This is a genomic window from Vreelandella sedimenti, from assembly GCF_013416325.1.
In the GTDB taxonomy this organism is placed as follows: domain Bacteria; phylum Pseudomonadota; class Gammaproteobacteria; order Pseudomonadales; family Halomonadaceae; genus Vreelandella; species Vreelandella sedimenti.
Genome location: NZ_JACCGK010000001.1, coordinates 252,563 through 268,177 on the forward strand (window position 1 = coordinate 252,563; position 15,615 = coordinate 268,177).

Consider the following 15,615-nt stretch of genomic DNA (forward strand, 5'->3'; position numbering starts at 1 on the left):
ATCAGCTGATCAGCATTAACCAGGGCAGGCCGATCACCAGCCAAACCACTAGATATAGCAGCCCGAAGATTGCTCCTAGGCGCCAAAAGAGTGCGCTGGGGAGGTAGCCGCTGCCGTAGTAAACCGGGCTTGGCCCAGTGCCGTAGGGGGTGAGAATGCCCATAAAGCCAAGTGTGGGTAGCAGTAGCAGAACAAACATCTGCATATCCAGACCGGCAATGCCTGATGCCGCTGCCAGAATCACCGGCAGCAGGGCGGTAACGTGGGCCGTCACGCTGGCAAAGAAGTAGTGCAGTAGATAGAAAATGACCACCAACGCCACCATGGCCATTAGCGGGTTGAAGTGGCTTATCTGACCGCCCACCACATTGCCAAACCAGTTAACGAAGCCGACTTGGCTGAGCCCGCCCGCTAGTGCCACCAGGGTGGCAAACCATACAAAGGTATTCCAGGCTGCTCGGTTATCGAGAATATCGCTCCAGGTCACAATGCCGGTTAACAACATGCCGCAAATCACCAGTAGACCCACCAGCGATCCAGAGATAATGTCGCCCGCAAAAATCCATAGCAACAGGGCGGTGACCACCATCATGACCAGCATTATTTCATGGCGGGACAGTGCCCCCAGTTTGGTTAACTCCTGGCCCGCCCAGTCGGAGATTTCACTACCCGCTTTCACTTCAGGCGCGCATAGCCAGTAGCTCAGCAGTGGCACCAGAAGCAGCAGCAGAATGCCTACCGGCGCGACGGCCATAAACCACTGCCCCCAATTGACCTGGATACCGGTAGTGCTTTCGGTTAACGCGATCGCCAACAGGTTGGGCGCCAGGGCGGTCAAAAACAGCGAGCTCGTTACGCAGGTAGACGCCAGGGCTGTCCACATCAAAAAGCTACCCATGCGCTTCATGCTGGGGTCATTGGGGTGCGAATCGTAAAGCGGCGGCAGGTTGCGAATCACCGGATAGATCGTGCCCGCACTACGTGCGGTGTTCGAGGGCGTAAAGGGTGCCAGAATGCCATCGGCAATCATCACCGCGTAGCCAAGGGTTAGCGTGCGTTTCCCCATTGCCTTGACCAGCCAGAGTGATATCCGCCTGCCGAGCCCGGTTTTTTCATACCCCAGGGCAAACATAAAGGCACCAAAAATCAGCCAGACGGTGGAGTTGGTAAACCCCGACACTGCCCACGAGAATGCTTGGTTAGCAGCACTAAATCCGTCGGTCGCCAGTTGCTCCGGTGAGAACAGCACCCACCGCGAAAGCAGTGCCACCAGGGTGACGCCAACCAGACCCACCACGGCGCCCGGTAAGGGTTCAAGAATAAGACCAACGACACAGCCGAGGAAAATGGCTAAAAAGTACCACGCATGAGGAGCTAGCCCCGGGGGTGTGGGTATCAGCGCGATGATGATAGCGACGGCTAGCGGCGCTAATAGCTTCCATCGCGGTGAGGGTTGAGCAGTGGTCGTCATGCAGCACCTCTCTTGAGTTCTGTCTAGCTGTTTTACTACTTGGCGGATAGTTTCTGCCCTGTAGTGAGTGGTTTGAAGAGTAGTGGCCGAGGCAGGCGGGGAACAGCAATATCCACTCGATTTGCCACTTGCTTGATTCACGTCAATAGTTCTTTCGACTAATGAGCAGGGCCTGCCAGGGGCGTGGTAAGTTCGAATAATGAAAGGGCACCGAAGAGTGTCGCTACCACCACCTGTGACTTGGCTAATGAAGGGGCTTTTCATGCAGCAGCGAGATTTCGATATCGTGATTGTCGGTGGGGGTGGCGCAGGCTTGCGCGCTGCCATCGGGGCCGCTGAGCAGGCCAAGGAGCAGGGCACTCCCCAGCGCATAGCGCTGCTGTCCAAGGTTTACCCCATGCGCTCCCATACCGTGGCGGCTGAAGGCGGCGCTGCCGCCGTCACTAGTGCCGAAGATTCCCACCAGGCGCATTTCGATGACACGGTGTCAGGCGGTGACTGGCTGGTTGAACAGGGCGTCGTCGACTACTTTGTTCATCACGCTTATCAAGAGTTGGTGCAGATGGAGCGCTGGGGCTGCCCCTGGAGCCGTAAAGACGATGGCCAAGTGCAGGTGCGCCGCTTCGGGGGTATGAAAACCGCCCGTACTTGGTTTGCGGCCGACAAAACCGGCTTCCATATGCTCCACACCCTGTTTCAGACCTCGCTGAAGTACCCAGAGATCGAGCGCTTTGATGAGTTCTTTGTGCTCGATCTAGCGGTACATGAAGGTGGCGTGATTGGCGTGATTGCGCTGCAGATTGCCACCGGTGAACTGACCCTGCTACGCGCTAAAGCGGTGATTCTCGCCACCGGCGGCGCGGGGCGCTTGTTCCGATTCAATACCAATGCGGGCATTGTCACCGGCGACGGTATGGCGATGGCTTATCGTCACGGTGTGGCGCTGCGAGATATGGAGTTTGTTCAGTACCATCCCACCGGCCTGCCTGGCTCCGGGATTTTGATCACCGAAGCGTGCCGTGGTGAGGGTGGCATTCTGCTCAATAAAGAGGGCTATCGCTATCTGCAGGATTACGGTCTTGGCCCGGAAACCCCGTTGGGCAAGCCGGAAAACAAATACATGGAGTTGGGGCCGCGGGACAAGCTCTCCCAGGCCTTCTGGCAGGAACAGCAGGCGGGCCGCACCGGCAAGTTTGGCGACAGCGACGTGGTTTATCTCGATCTGCGCCACTTGGGTGAAAAGTATATTTTGGAGCGCCTGCCGTTTATCTGCGAGTTGGCTAAATCCTATATCAATGTTGATCCGGTGAAAGAACCCATTCCCATTCGCCCGGCGGTTCACTACACCATGGGTGGGATTGAGACCGACCCTCAGTGCGAAACCTCCATTGCCGGGCTTTACGCCGCCGGGGAGTGTGCTTCTGTTGGTTTGCACGGTGCCAACCGCCTGGGCTCCAACTCGCTGACCGAGCTGCTGGTGTTTGGCCGCTTAGCCGGTGAACAAGCGAGCCAGCGAGCGGCCAAAACCGAGTGGGCTGATGAGCGCTTGCTGGAAGCCCCTGGCGATCGCCAACAAGCCAAGCTGTTGCGGCTCTGTGACGGAACCGAGGGTGCAGAGAATTGGGTAGCACTCAAGCACGCCATGGTGCAAGCCATGGAGAGTGGCTGCGGTATTTACCGCACTGAAGAGGGCATGCGCCATTCGCTGGATACCATGCGTCAGCTACGTGAGCGCTTTAATAAGGTTCGCGTTAACGATACCAGCAAGATATTCAATACTGAGCTACTGGAGTGTCTTGAACTGGAGTGTGGCCTGGATATTGCCGAAGCCTCTTGCTTAGGGGCGCTTGAACGTCGTGAATCCCGGGGTGCCCATCAGCGCCTGGATGAAGGTATGCAGAAACGCGACGACGTTAACTACCTCAAGCACAGCCAAGTGTTTTATCAAGGCGATGCCCATGCCGAGCTACACTGGCAGGATGTCGATGTGCGGTTTTCCGCCCCGGCGGAGCGGGCTTATGGCGATGCGGGCAAGGGGGGCAAGGCATGAACACCCAGCAGATCAGCACCAAACAAATCAGCGTTAAACGCTATTTGCCAGACAGTTCGGCTGAGTCCTACTGGCAGCAGTACGAACTGCCGGTGGACGACAGCACCTCTTTGCTGGATGCCCTCAACCACATTAAAGAACAGCTCGATAGCACGCTGAGCTACCGCTGGTCGTGCCGGATGGCGATTTGCGGCTCCTGCGGGGTCATGGTGAATGGCATTCCCAAGCTCGGCTGTAAAACCTTCCTGCGCGATTACGAGGGAGATATTCGCATCGAGCCGCTATCCCACTTCCCGGTGCAGCGGGATTTGGTGGTGGATATGGCGATATTCCTTGAGCACCTGGCCGCGGTTAAGCCCTATCTGATCGATGACAACCCGGTAAAACCGTATGACCCCCAGGCGCCGGAAACCTATCAGCAGTCCCCCGAGCAGCTCGCCCGCTATAAGCAGTTCGCTAACTGCATTAATTGTGGCCTCTGCTACTCAGCCTGCCCGCAGTTTGGGTTGAATCCTGAGTTCCTTGGCCCGGCGGCGATAACGCTGGCCCACCGCTACAACCTGGACAGCCGCGACCACGGCAAGAAGCAGCGTATGGCCGAACTTAACCGCCATGAGGGGGTGTGGAGCTGCACGTTTGTGGGCTTTTGCTCCAAGGTATGCCCCAAACACGTTGACCCGGCCGCTGCGGTAAATCAGGGCAAGGTCGAAGCGGCCAAACACACACTCATTGCGCTGTTCAAAGGGTAGGGGGCAACTAGGTCTCGCTGCCGTGCGGCAGGTTTCCGCGAGGGCGCTGTGAACCCATCCGTGGGCGCTACTTTCGCCATCCATGGCGAAAGACCCTCGCTCCAACCTGCCCCACTCAACGATATTGGATCTCCGTAACCAACCGAAATAGCCCTGTTAGAAAAGTGTAGGAGATAAGATATGGATAAATCATCATCGCAACGCCTACCGCCACTGAAACGCAACTGGTGGCTCAAGCACCGCTTTTTTAAACTCTACATGCTGCGTGAAGCCACGGTACTGCCGCTGCTGTTTTTCACGCTCTGCTTACTCGCCGGTATGGTTGCTCTTCTGCAAGGGGCAGAAAGCTGGCAAGGGTGGATCGCCTTTATGGGCTTTCCCACCGTATTAGTGCTGAATCTTCTCGCGCTGGCCGCCAGCCTGTTTCACGCCGCCACCTTCTTTGTGCTGTTCCCACGGGTAATGCCGCTGCGCATCGCCGGACACAGCCTGCCTGATAAGGCCATTGTTGCTGGGCAGTGGGCTGGCGTAGTAGCAGTCGCGCTGCTGTTTTTCTGGCTATTCGGGAGGGCCTAAATATGGAAAAGCTAGCCATGAATAAACCAAGCATGGGCAAAAACAGCACTCAGCACAAACAAGCTTTTGATGAGCCGCTCTGGTGGGGACTGTTTAGCGCGGGCGGCGTCTGTTTTGCCGTCTTGCTGCCCGCTGTGATTCTCTTTATTGCCGTTCTACTGCCCCTTGGCCTGCTGCCCGCCGAAGCGTTGAGCTATGAGCGGGTATCATCGCTGCTGTTCAGCGTGCCGGGCTTCCTGTTTGTTGGGGCGGTGGTCTGTTTGCCGCTTTTTCATGCTGCACACCGCTTGCGCCATGGGATGTTTGATATCAGCGTGGGCAATGACGCACTCAACAAAAAGCTAATGTACGGTAGTGCTGCGCTGTTAAGCACTGTAGCGCTGGGTCTAGTCGTCGCAGGCATGCTGGGTTAAACGGCTCGCTGTCAGTATTTCGCCCCAACAGATAAGAAGAGATAGGCATGATTAACGGACTCACTGAAACGGAACTCTATGCGCCGGTAGAGTGGCAGGATCGCTCAGATGGCTATCAGGATATTTTGTACCACACCGCTGCCGATGGCATTGCGCGGATCACTATCAATCGCCCCGAGGTACGCAACGCCTTTCGCCCGCTAACGGTTAGTGAAATGGCCCAAGCGCTGAATTGCGCCCGCCGCGACAGCTCTATAGGCACCATTCTGCTCACTGGAGCAGGCGACAAAGCGTTCTGTTCCGGCGGTGACCAGCGCATTCGCGGTGACTATGGCGGCTACCAGGATGAGGAGGGCACCCACCACCTCAACGTGCTGGATTTCCAGCGCGATATTCGCACCTGCCCCAAGCCGGTGGTGGCCATGGTGGCGGGCTACGCCATTGGCGGCGGCCATGTGCTGCATCTAATGTGCGACCTGACCATTGCCGCCGACAACGCGATTTTCGGCCAGACAGGCCCTAAAGTAGGCTCCTTCGATGGCGGTTACGGCGCCTCTTATATGGCGCGCATAGTGGGCCAGAAAAAGGCCCGGGAGATCTGGTTTCTGTGCCGCCAGTACAGCGCCGACCAAGCGTTGGAAATGGGGCTAGTCAACCACGTGGTGCCGCTAGACGAGCTGGAAAAAGAGAGCGTGCGCTGGTGCCGGGAAATGCTGCAGCACAGCCCCATGGCGCTACGCTGCCTAAAAGCCGCGCTCAATGCCGACTGCGACGGCCAGGCCGGGCTGCAGGAACTGGCGGGCAATGCCACCATGCTCTACTACATGACCGAAGAGGGGCAGGAGGGGCGTAACGCCTTTAACGAAAAGCGCCGGCCAGATTTTTCCCGCTACCCGCGTAACCCTTAATGCAGCCAGTTTTCAAGCATAGCCTAGCGCTCTACCGCTACTCTCTACCGTTCCGCCAGCCGGTGACGTTTAAAGGAAAGCGGCTGGTGAACAGAGAAGGGCTGCTAATTTCCATTAACGGGCAGTGGGGCGAGATTGCCCCGCTACCAGGCTTTTCGACTGAAACTCTGGCGGAAGCTGAATCCGAAAGTTTGGCCTGCTTGGCTGCCTTAAGAGGAGGCGAAAAAGTTTCCCCAACGCTGCCATCGGTGCAGTTTGGTTTTGACTGCACCCAGCGCTCGTGGCCAAACAATCTTCCTGCGCCTTTACCGCCCTACCCACTGTTTCAGGGCTCACCTGCGGCGCTGATTCAGTCTCTTTCAACCGTCGATTGGCTAGCATCGCCACCGTCTCGGCTCAAACTGAAAGTGGCACGCTATGCTATGGAAGAGGAGCTGGCGCTGATCGAACAGCTGGCTGCCCGATTACCCAACACCAAGCTGATTCTGGATGCCAATGGCGGTTGGACGCGGGAAGAGGCCCAGCGCTTCTGTGAGCGCCTACCCCTTGCGCAAATCGACTACCTGGAAGAGCCCTGCGCTGGCTTTGCTGACACCGTCGCCGTCGCAGAAGCCACCGGGGTGGCCATGGCCCTGGATGAAACGCTATCCCGCCGGGAAGAGTGGTACTGCCACCCGCAGCTCAAAGCCTTGGTAATCAAACCCACGCTGATCGGCTCGCTAAGCGCTTGCGAGGCACTCGTTCAACGGGCACGGGCGGGTAATCTACGCGTGGTGATCTCCTCCAGCTTTGAATCCGATCTTGGCCTTGGGCTGCTTGCTCGGTTGGCCAGCGAATGGGCGCCCATTGAGCCGCCGGGGCTGGATACGGGCCATTGGCTTACCGAGCGCGTGACCACGGCAAGAAGCGAAGTGATGACAGAAAGCTTGCACTGTCTCTCTAAAATGGAAAATTCAGCGTGAAAGATACTTGTCCCATCCACTACTGGGCCAAAGAGACCCCGGAGCATATTGCGATAGAGGCGGGTTCAGTAAAACTTAGTTATCAAACGCTCAATCGCCGCGTAGCGTCTCTAGCGCAGCAATTGGCACTGAAAGGTTTTGTGCCAGGTGATCGGCTAGTCGTCCCTGCCAAAGGCTCGCTTGAATCCTTGCTGCTGGCGTGGGCCTGCCTGCGGGCCGGGGTGGTTTTCTGCCCGCTTAACCCTGCCTTTCCTGTTGCCCAGCAGCTCGGCCTGGCCAAGCGCTTGCAGGCTGGCCGCGTTTGCCAAACGGAAAGTGACACCGATTACTCTTCACAGTTAACTTCTTCACAGCTAACGCCGATCACCCTGGACTTCCTGGCGGAAGTTGGCGCAGGTGAGCCGCCAGCGCTTGATGGCAGTCAGCTCTGCAACACGATTTTTACCTCTGGCTCCAGCGGCACGCCCAAGGCGGTGCTGCATCGCGTTGCCAATCATTTGGCCTCCGCACGCGGTTCGGCGTCGTTTATTCCCGTTGATCAAAACAGTGGCTGGCTACTCTCGCTGCCGTTGTTTCATATCGGTGGCTACGCTATTCCGTTCCGCGTTTTTCTCGCCGGTGGGCGGGTTATTCTCGATGACGAGCCGCACACGCTCCCCGCGCGTCTTGAGCAACAATCGATTACCCACCTTTCCCTAGTGCCTACTCAGCTTTGGCGACTGCTGAAAGCGGGCTTTACACTCAAACACACCCAGTTGCGGGAGCTGCTGCTGGGCGGGGCGGCGATACCCGCTCCGTTGGTGGCGAAGATGACATCACTGGGGCTAACGCCAAAGGTTAGCTATGGGCTGTCCGAGATGGCCAGCCAGGTTTGCACCGGCATACCCACAGCGCCGGGCGTCGTCGGTAGGCCGCTGCCGGGTCGTGAAGTGAGGGTTGTTGAGGGTGAGATACAGGTGCGTGGTGAGACCCTGTTCTGCGGTTATTTGAATGACGGCGTGGTTGATTCAGCCCTCAACGACGAGGGCTGGTTTGCTACCCGCGACAAAGGGCTCTTCACTTCGGAAGGCTCGCTGGTGGTGGAGGGGCGGCTCGATAACGGTTTTATCTCAGGCGGCGAGAATATTCAGCCGGAAGCTATCGAGCAGTGCTTGGTCGACCACCCCGGCGTTGCCCAGGCGCTAGTGGTACAGGTGCCCCACTCGGAGTGGGGGGAGCGCCCGGTGGCGTTTATCGATTGGCATGGAGAAGCCGTGACAGAACAGGCGCTAAGTGCCTGGGTTCGTGAGGCGCTACCCGGCTTTATGGTGCCCGACGCCTGGCTAGCCTGGCCGCCAGGGGTGGGCTTTAAACCCTCCCGCAGGCAGTTCGCTGAGCTGGCGCGGGGGCTGGTTAACCATTAATTGGGCGGTGTCAGCGGTGGCAAGTAGCGTTCAAGTAGCTGGGCGGCATGCAGCACCTTGAGGTCTTGGTATTTGCCCGCCACAAGATGCAACCCTACCGGCAGCCCTTGGCTTTCCAGCCCACAGGGCAGTGAGGCGGCGGGTTGCTGGGTGAGGTTAAAGGGGTAGCTAAACGGCGTCCAATCCATCCAGTCGCGATAGCGGTCACCCGGTGGTACGTTGTGACCTGCAGCGAAGGGCGCAATTGGCATGGTGGGCGTGACCAGCAGGTCATATTGCTCATGAAACGTCGCCATATGAGCTGTTAATTCACTGCGTTCTCGTCGGGCGGCGAGGTAGGCGGAAAGCGGTACATCTTGCCCGCGCCTGGCGATATCCAGAAACCCGGGGTCGAGTGCCGCCTGCTGCTGTTCGTCTAGTTTTTCGATTGCTTGAGTGGCTCCCGCAAACCAGAGCGTATTAAACGTTTTGAGTGGATCGCTAAAGCCAGGATCAACACGCTCCACCGTGGCGCCAAGCGCTTCGAGATGACCAACGGCCTCCGCAACGCGCCTAGCAATATCGGGGGCTACGTCTACATAGCCAAGGTCAGCACTAAAGGCGATTCGCCAGCCGCGTAGATCCGCAGGGGGAGGCGTTAGCCAGTCCGGCCCAAGCGGATTGCCGGAGTAGCCATCCCGAGCATCGGGCTGCGCCATTACGCTAAGCATTAGTGCGCTATCAGCCGCGGTGCGGGTCATTGGCCCCAAGTGAGAGAGCGTACTCATGGTGCTGGCGGGCCACTGGGGCACCCAGCCAAAGGTCGGTTTAATACCAAAGGTGCCGGTAAAACTGCACGGTATGCGGATAGAGCCCCCGGCGTCGCTGCCTTGGTGCAGTAGGCCGAGGTTCAGCGCAGCGGCGGCCCCCGCGCCACCGGATGAGCCACCCGGCGTGAGTTGCGTATTCCACGGGTTGCGAGTGGTACCGTGGAGTGGGTTATCGGTGACACCTTTCCAGCCAAACTCCGGCGAGGTGGTCTTGCCTATCACGATAGCCCCGGCGTTACGTAGATGTCGGCTGATCGGTGCATCTACCTCCCAAGGGCCATCCGGTGACGTGGTCGTCGAGCCCAGCCGTGTGGGCAGGCCTTTGGTTAGGGTTAAATCCTTGATGGTGACAGGTATTCCGTCCAGCGGGCCAAGCGGCGTACCTGCCTGCCAGCGCTGTGCGGATGCTGCTGCCAAACGCCGGGCTTCTACCTCGTTCACACAGGTAAACGCATTTACCTTGGGGTTATCGCGGGCAATCCGTGCCAAGCAGTCATCAACCAGCGTTTCTGGCGAGAGCGAACCCTCACCGAAACGTGTTAATGCGTCGACTGCTGTTAGGGTTTCAAAAGAGTCAGCCATCGTTACTCCCCACTTTCTACACCGGCAGCATTTAGCATGGCGTGCAGTAAAACGTTACAGCCTGCGTGAACGTGCTCCGGTGTGGCGCTTTCGATCTCGTTGTGACTGATGCCATCCTTGCAGGGGATGAAGATCATCGCGGCGGGAGCAACACGGCCCACAAACATCGCATCGTGGCCTGCACCGCTAATGATATCCATATGGGAAAGTTCGAGCTGCTTTGCACTTTGGCGTACTGCGTCCACGCACGCTTTGTCGAAGTATTCAGGGGCGAAGTTGGCAGTGGGTTCCAGGTGGTATTCAAGGCCATGGCGCTGACAAATCTCCTCAACAGCGGCGGTGACTGCCTGACCCATTGTCTCAAGCGCTTCAGGCTCCCAGTGGCGCATATCCAGGGTCATTTTGACCTGACCGGGAATCACGTTACGCGAACCGGGGTGCAGCGTCATACAGCCCACTGTGCCACGCCCGTGGGGCTGATGATCAAAGGCGATACGGTTGAGCGCTTGGGTGACTTCGGCTGCGCCCATCATGGCATCCCGACGTAGGTTCATCGGCGTAGGGCCTGCGTGGGCTTCAAGTCCGGTCAGCGTTAAGTCGAACCACTTCTGCCCAAGCCCGCCGATCACCACGCCAATGGTAGTGTCGGTATCTTCCAGGATCGGCCCCTGCTCAATGTGCGGTTCAAAGTAAGCTTTTATCTCATCTGGTGAGACATTATCGCTACCGCGGTAGTGAATGGCGTCCAGGGCATCGCTTACCGTGACGCCATCGGCGGCGGTGCGCGCCATCATGGCGTCAAATTCCAGCTCGCCGGTGAATACGCCGGAGCCCATCATGCAGGGCGGAAAGCGACAGCCCTCTTCGTTGGTCCAGGCTACTACTTCGATAGGGGATTGCGTGGTGATGTTGTGTTGGTTAAGGGTGCGAATCACTTCCAGGCCGGAGAGCACGCCGAAGCAGCCGTCGTACTTGCCGCCGGTAGGCTGGCTATCCAAGTGGCTGCCTGCCATTACCGCTTTAGCGTTAGGGTCGCTGCCTTCCCGACGAGCGAAGATATTGCCGATATTATCGATACGAATCGTGCAGCCCTCTGCGCGACACCATTGAATAAATAGATCACGTCCCTGACGTTCTAGATCGGTAAGCGCCTGACGATTGACGCCACCTTTAGGGGTGGCGCCCAGCTTGGCCATCTCCATTAATGCTTCCCAGAGGCGGTCACTGTCTGTACGTAGGCTGGTGATATCAGATGTTGGCGAAACGTAGGTGTTCATCTCAGTATCCTCGCAAGGTTAAACGGACAGGTTTTCCGTTGGTAAGTCATGTAGCTTGGATCGATGGTTCTGAATATTGGGAGAATCATTGCTGATCAGCATTTGCGCGGCCATTTCAGCTTCCAGCGCGCTCATGTGGTGCTCGGCATCGGCCATATGTTCGGCCATTACCTGACGCACACGCTGAGTATCTTCAGCGCGGTAGGCTTCCACCAGCTGGCGGTGGTAGTCCTGATTGGCGTGATCGAACTGCTTGCGTTCGGGAACGTAGGCTTTTTTGATCACCACCAAGTCGCGCAGCATGTCGTTTAAAAACTGGCACATAAATGCGAGCAAAGAGTTAGGGCAGACACGGGCCAGCAGTTGGTGAAATTCGAGCTCCAAAAAGCGCTGGTGTCGGTGATCCTCTGCATCGCTCGCGCAACAGGCGCAGGCCGACATATTGGCTTCCAACTGCTGGAAGTCGTGCTCGGTTAGCCTTCCCACTACTGACGCCGCCAGCTCTACTTCCAACAGTTTGCGCAACTGGTAAACTTGCTTGCCATCCAGTTGCTGGAAATGCAGAAAGTTACGCAGCATGCGGCTGGCGGGCTCCATGCCTGGCTGATTAATCACCGCGCCCCCTCTAGGCCCGGTTTTTAAGGTGATCAGCCCCTCAACCTCAAGGATCTTGAGCGCTTCGCGCACAGTGGCTTTGGCACTACCGTAAAGCTCCATCAGCGCTTTTTCGTTCGGCAGCCGATCACCTTCCCCTAATGACTCGGCGGCAATCCAGCGCTTGATATCATCGCTAATCAGCTCGGCAAGCTTGGGTCGGCGCTTAGCGGCTGAACCAGTGGTTGAAACTGTCTTTGAAACTGTCTTTGAAACAGGGGCTTGAGCCATCAACCCACTCCTTATTTGTAGTTAGCGGCGTTGGTCGTTTCTTGGGTGTATGCAGGCAAGCGCTCGGGGTGGTACTCGGCATCATAGTCGTAGCGTGCCTGGGTAAACCGTTCCACTACTGCTGTATCGCGGCGGTGCAGCGCATGGCTTAGGCCCACAAACAGCACCGCATTCAGCAATAGCCCCCAAATACCTGCGTGGTAACCAAAGGGGGCACTTAGCGGGCCAAAGGTCATCAGTAGTACACAGGCAACGCCGGCCCAAAGCCCAGCGAGAGCCGCAGTGGGGTGGGCTTTTTTCCAGGTGATAGCACCAATGGTAGGAATAACCAGCTGTGCGGTACCTGCCAGCGCAGCAATGCCAATAGTCACCAACACGCCGGGAACGGTTAGCGCCATGATATAAGCTGCCAGAGAGAAGCCTACTAACGATAAACGACCGATATAAACGATCCGTGCCTGGCTTGCTTCACGGTTCACATAGCGCTTATAGATATCCATCGTCACTACGGTGGAAACCGCATGAATCTGCGAATTCGCTGTAGACATGGCAGCAGACGCGCCCGCCGCCATAATCAGCGAGGCAAGCAGGTAGGGGGCATACTCCATCAGCATGATGGGCAGAATTTGATCGGGATTTTCTACATTGGGCTCAAGCAGCACGCCGGAGTAGCCAGATAGCACCGAACCCACATAGGCAAAGGCGGCTAAGCCAAGCAAAAAGGGCATTAAGTTAAACAGCTTGCCATGTTTGACCGAGTACATGCGCAACCAGATTTGTGGGCCCATAAAAGCACCAATAGCCGTAATGGCAAACAGCGAGAACCACATGGGGTATCCCATCGTGCCGTTAGGCCCTGGCATGGTGAGGTGTTCAGGAGATGTTTGCTGAAGCTGGCTAAATAGCGCTGCTGGCCCGCCTACTTGGGTGGAAATATAGTAGCCTGCGTACATCATGCCGAAGAACAGCAGAGCCCCATAAATTACGTCAGTCCAGGCGATAGCACGAATGCCGCCAATCCATACGTAGATAATAATAATGAAGTAGAACAGCAGCGCGGCGAGCCAGAAAGGAATCAGCCCACCCGAGGCGACTTCGATTAAATAGGCGCCGCCAGTTAGCTGTATTTGTAGATAGGGTACGGTAAAAATCAGTGTAATAGCGGCAACGGTAATACGCAGCGCTTCGCTGTTATAAAAGTCACCCATTAAGTCCGAGGGCGTTAAATAGTTAAATCGTTTGCCTAAAAACCAAACCCGCTTACCAATCCAGTAATACATAAAGCCAAACAGCAGGTTCCAGGCTAACGCGGTAAGAAATACCGGCCCATTGGTATAGAAGGTGGCATTAGAGCCGAGGAACGCAAACGCACTCCACCATGTCGCCGCCACGGTGAAAAATACCGCAATACTGCCCATGGCGCGGCCTTGAACAAAAAAGTCTTCACTGGTTTCTTGCGATTGGCGTGCTGATAAAACCCCCACCATCAAGGGGATAATCATAAACGCCGCAATAATTAATAGACTGCCGGTCATGTTTAATCCCCCGTCTTAGTGTTGTTTAGTGGCGCTTTCCGGTGTCGATGTTGGGCTGCCCCAGTTGGTGAAATAGGCCACCAAAAAAAGCGCCGTTAGCACAAACCACCAAAACAAGTTCCATACCAACAAAAAGGGGATACCCATCAACAGGGGCTCTATGCGGTTAGCCAACATAATGACGGGGCTTTCCAGCATAAAGAAACTGAAAAGCATGACGCTGTAAATCGACAGCTTGAGGGGAGTTAAATATTTCATAGCGAGTTTGCCCTATGTCCATAGTGAATTGTTTATATTGAGTTTGTGAGCGGTATTTTCAGTACGCAGCCACCAACAGCGAGCTTCTTGGAAGCAACGTTATCGGTGCCAAGTACTGGCTGGGCGTGCTCCATGGATTTGTTGTATTTATTCGTATAAATATAATGAGTAGATGCTTTTTTAACCGGCGTCAAGTTCAAGAAGCACGTCAAGATGCCTTGTTACGTATAGATTCTCTAACGTGAACAAAAGAAAAGCGTAATTTTATAAACGTGTTTGCTGGCGCATGCTGAGACCAAGTCTTATAGCGATGGAGCTGGACAGCATGTTTGGAATAAAAAGCAAAACGAAGCCTGAAGCATCGAGCTCTTCTATGGAGGAGGGGTCTTCTAAAACGGCGCTTAATCAGCACTACTGGATGCCGTTTAGTGCTAACCGCGACTTCCATGCCAATCCGCGGGTTATCGCCGGGGCGGAAGGGCGCTACTACATTGATGACCAGGGCCGTAAGCTGTTTGATTCGCTTTCCGGGCTATGGACCTGCGGTGCGGGGCATAACCGTGAAGAGATACAGAAAGCCGTGGCGGCGCAGCTAGGCAGTCTCGACTTTGCACCTGGTTTTCAAATTGGCCATCCGTTGGCGTTCAGGCTGGCGGAAAAGGTTGCAAGCCTGACGCCTGCCGGGCTTGACCATGTGTTTTTCACCAACTCGGGGTCAGAAGCCGCAGATACCTCGGTCAAAATGGCCAAGGCCTATTGGCGGCTAAAAGGTAAGCCAGAGAAGACCCGCATGATTGGCCGCGCCAAGGGCTACCACGGGGTCAACATTGGCGGCACCAGTCTGGGTGGGATCGGTGGCAATCGCAAACACTACGGTCAGTTGATGGATGTAACTCACCTGCCGCACACCCTTCAAGCGGGTCACGCCTTCACCCGTGGCCAAGCGGAAACCGGTGCCGAGCTTGCCGATGCATTGCTCGATCAAATCGCTCTCCATGATGCCTCCACCATTGCCGCGGTAATTGTTGAGCCGATGTCCGGCTCGGCGGGGGTAATTGTACCGCCGAAAGGTTACCTGGATCGGCTGCGTGAGATCTGCACTGCCCACGACATCCTGCTGATTTTCGATGAAGTGATTACCGCCTTTGGGCGCAGCGGCGCGACCACAGGCGCCGAGGCCTTTGGCGTCACGCCGGATATCATGAACGTGGCGAAGCAGATCACTAACGGCGCAATTCCCATGGGCGCGGTGATCGCTTCCAGCGAGATTTTCGATACCTTTATGCACGCCGGTGGCCCCCAGCACGCTGTTGAGTTTTCCCATGGCTACACCTACAGCGCCCATCCGGTGGCCTGCGCGGCGGGTCTGGCGGCGCTTGAGATGATGGAGCGTGAAAACTTCCCTGCTCAGGTCAGCGCCATCGCACCTACCTTTGAGCAGAAGCTACACGCCTTGAAAGGGCGCAATCACGTTGTCGATATTCGTAACTACGGCTTAGCGGGTGCCATCCAACTAACGCCCCGGGAAGGCGACCCAACGATCCGTCCCCGCGATGCTCACATGGCGCTCTGGGAAGCAGGCTTCTACGTGCGTTACGGCGGCGACACGCTGCAGTTTGGCCCTCCCTTTGGCACCACCGAGGCCGAGCTAGAGCGGCTGTTCGACGCCGTGGCCACCACCCTGGATGCGTTAGCCTAAGATTCGCTGGCATAACCGACTGACCTAAATTTCAGAGA

The 15,615-nt window shown here is 56.7% G+C and carries 14 protein-coding genes; 8 read left to right on the plus strand and 6 right to left on the minus strand.

Annotation, left to right across the window (positions count from 1 at the left end):
• Position 1: 1 nt before the first annotated feature.
• A complete protein-coding gene (locus HZU72_RS01105; protein WP_180089783.1) occupies positions 2-1,471 on the minus strand; it encodes an anion permease in 1,470 nt (489 codons plus the stop codon).
• A gap of 262 nt (positions 1,472-1,733) precedes the next feature.
• Here HZU72_RS01105 and frdA point away from each other — a divergent pair, with 262 nt between their 5' ends.
• The 7 genes from frdA to HZU72_RS01140 all read left to right on the plus strand — a co-directional run bounded on the left by frdA (position 1,734) and on the right by HZU72_RS01140 (position 8,532).
• Complete coding sequence (frdA, locus tag HZU72_RS01110; protein WP_180089785.1) at positions 1,734-3,521, plus strand: fumarate reductase (quinol) flavoprotein subunit; 1,788 nt, start codon at positions 1,734-1,736, stop codon at positions 3,519-3,521.
• Positions 3,518-4,270 carry a succinate dehydrogenase/fumarate reductase iron-sulfur subunit gene (locus HZU72_RS01115; protein WP_180089787.1) on the plus strand — a complete coding sequence of 251 codons (753 nt, stop codon included), beginning with the start codon at positions 3,518-3,520 and terminating at the stop codon, positions 4,268-4,270. Before frdA ends, HZU72_RS01115 begins: the two co-directional genes overlap by 4 nt.
• 180 nt (positions 4,271-4,450) lie before the next feature.
• The gene (locus HZU72_RS01120) at positions 4,451-4,846 is read left to right on the plus strand and encodes a succinate dehydrogenase/fumarate reductase transmembrane subunit (RefSeq protein ID WP_180089789.1); all 396 of its coding nucleotides are present in this window, start codon (positions 4,451-4,453) and stop codon (positions 4,844-4,846) included.
• A gap of 17 nt (positions 4,847-4,863) precedes the next feature.
• Positions 4,864-5,259 (plus strand): fumarate reductase subunit FrdD, encoded by a 396-nt coding sequence (gene frdD, locus HZU72_RS01125; protein WP_235975864.1) that lies wholly within the window; start codon positions 4,864-4,866, stop codon positions 5,257-5,259.
• A gap of 47 nt (positions 5,260-5,306) precedes the next feature.
• On the plus strand, positions 5,307-6,167 hold the full coding sequence (menB, locus tag HZU72_RS01130) for a 1,4-dihydroxy-2-naphthoyl-CoA synthase (protein ID WP_180089793.1): 861 nt from the start codon (positions 5,307-5,309) through the stop codon (positions 6,165-6,167).
• Positions 6,167-7,129: an o-succinylbenzoate synthase gene (gene menC, locus HZU72_RS01135; RefSeq protein WP_180089795.1), complete on the plus strand. Its 963-nt coding sequence runs from the start codon at positions 6,167-6,169 to the stop codon at positions 7,127-7,129. Before menB ends, menC begins: the two co-directional genes overlap by 1 nt.
• A complete protein-coding gene (locus HZU72_RS01140; protein WP_180089797.1) occupies positions 7,126-8,532 on the plus strand; it encodes an AMP-binding protein in 1,407 nt (468 codons plus the stop codon). Before menC ends, HZU72_RS01140 begins: the two co-directional genes overlap by 4 nt.
• On the opposite strand, the gene HZU72_RS01145 is transcribed toward HZU72_RS01140, so the two are convergent.
• From HZU72_RS01145 to HZU72_RS01165, 5 genes are read right to left on the minus strand one after another with little or no spacing between them, the layout of a single operon-like run.
• Complete coding sequence (locus HZU72_RS01145) at positions 8,529-9,923, minus strand: amidase (protein ID WP_180089799.1); 1,395 nt, start codon at positions 9,921-9,923, stop codon at positions 8,529-8,531. The genes HZU72_RS01140 and HZU72_RS01145 overlap by 4 nt on opposite strands.
• 2 nt (positions 9,924-9,925) lie before the next feature.
• A complete protein-coding gene (locus HZU72_RS01150) occupies positions 9,926-11,200 on the minus strand; it encodes a Zn-dependent hydrolase (protein ID WP_180089801.1) in 1,275 nt (424 codons plus the stop codon).
• Positions 11,201-11,218: 18 nt separating this feature from the next.
• A complete protein-coding gene (locus HZU72_RS01155; protein ID WP_235975869.1) occupies positions 11,219-12,085 on the minus strand; it encodes a FadR/GntR family transcriptional regulator in 867 nt (288 codons plus the stop codon).
• Positions 12,086-12,096: 11 nt separating this feature from the next.
• Positions 12,097-13,620: a sodium:solute symporter family protein gene (locus HZU72_RS01160; RefSeq protein ID WP_180089803.1), complete on the minus strand. Its 1,524-nt coding sequence runs from the start codon at positions 13,618-13,620 to the stop codon at positions 12,097-12,099.
• Positions 13,621-13,635: 15 nt separating this feature from the next.
• On the minus strand, positions 13,636-13,878 hold the full coding sequence (locus HZU72_RS01165) for a hypothetical protein (RefSeq protein WP_041158699.1): 243 nt from the start codon (positions 13,876-13,878) through the stop codon (positions 13,636-13,638).
• Between the two features lie 325 nt (positions 13,879-14,203).
• Between HZU72_RS01165 and aptA the strand changes: the two genes are divergently transcribed.
• Positions 14,204-15,577, plus strand: coding sequence for an omega-aminotransferase AptA (gene aptA, locus HZU72_RS01170; protein ID WP_180089805.1), 1,374 nt, complete (start codon positions 14,204-14,206; stop codon positions 15,575-15,577).
• Positions 15,578-15,615 lie beyond the last annotated feature (38 nt).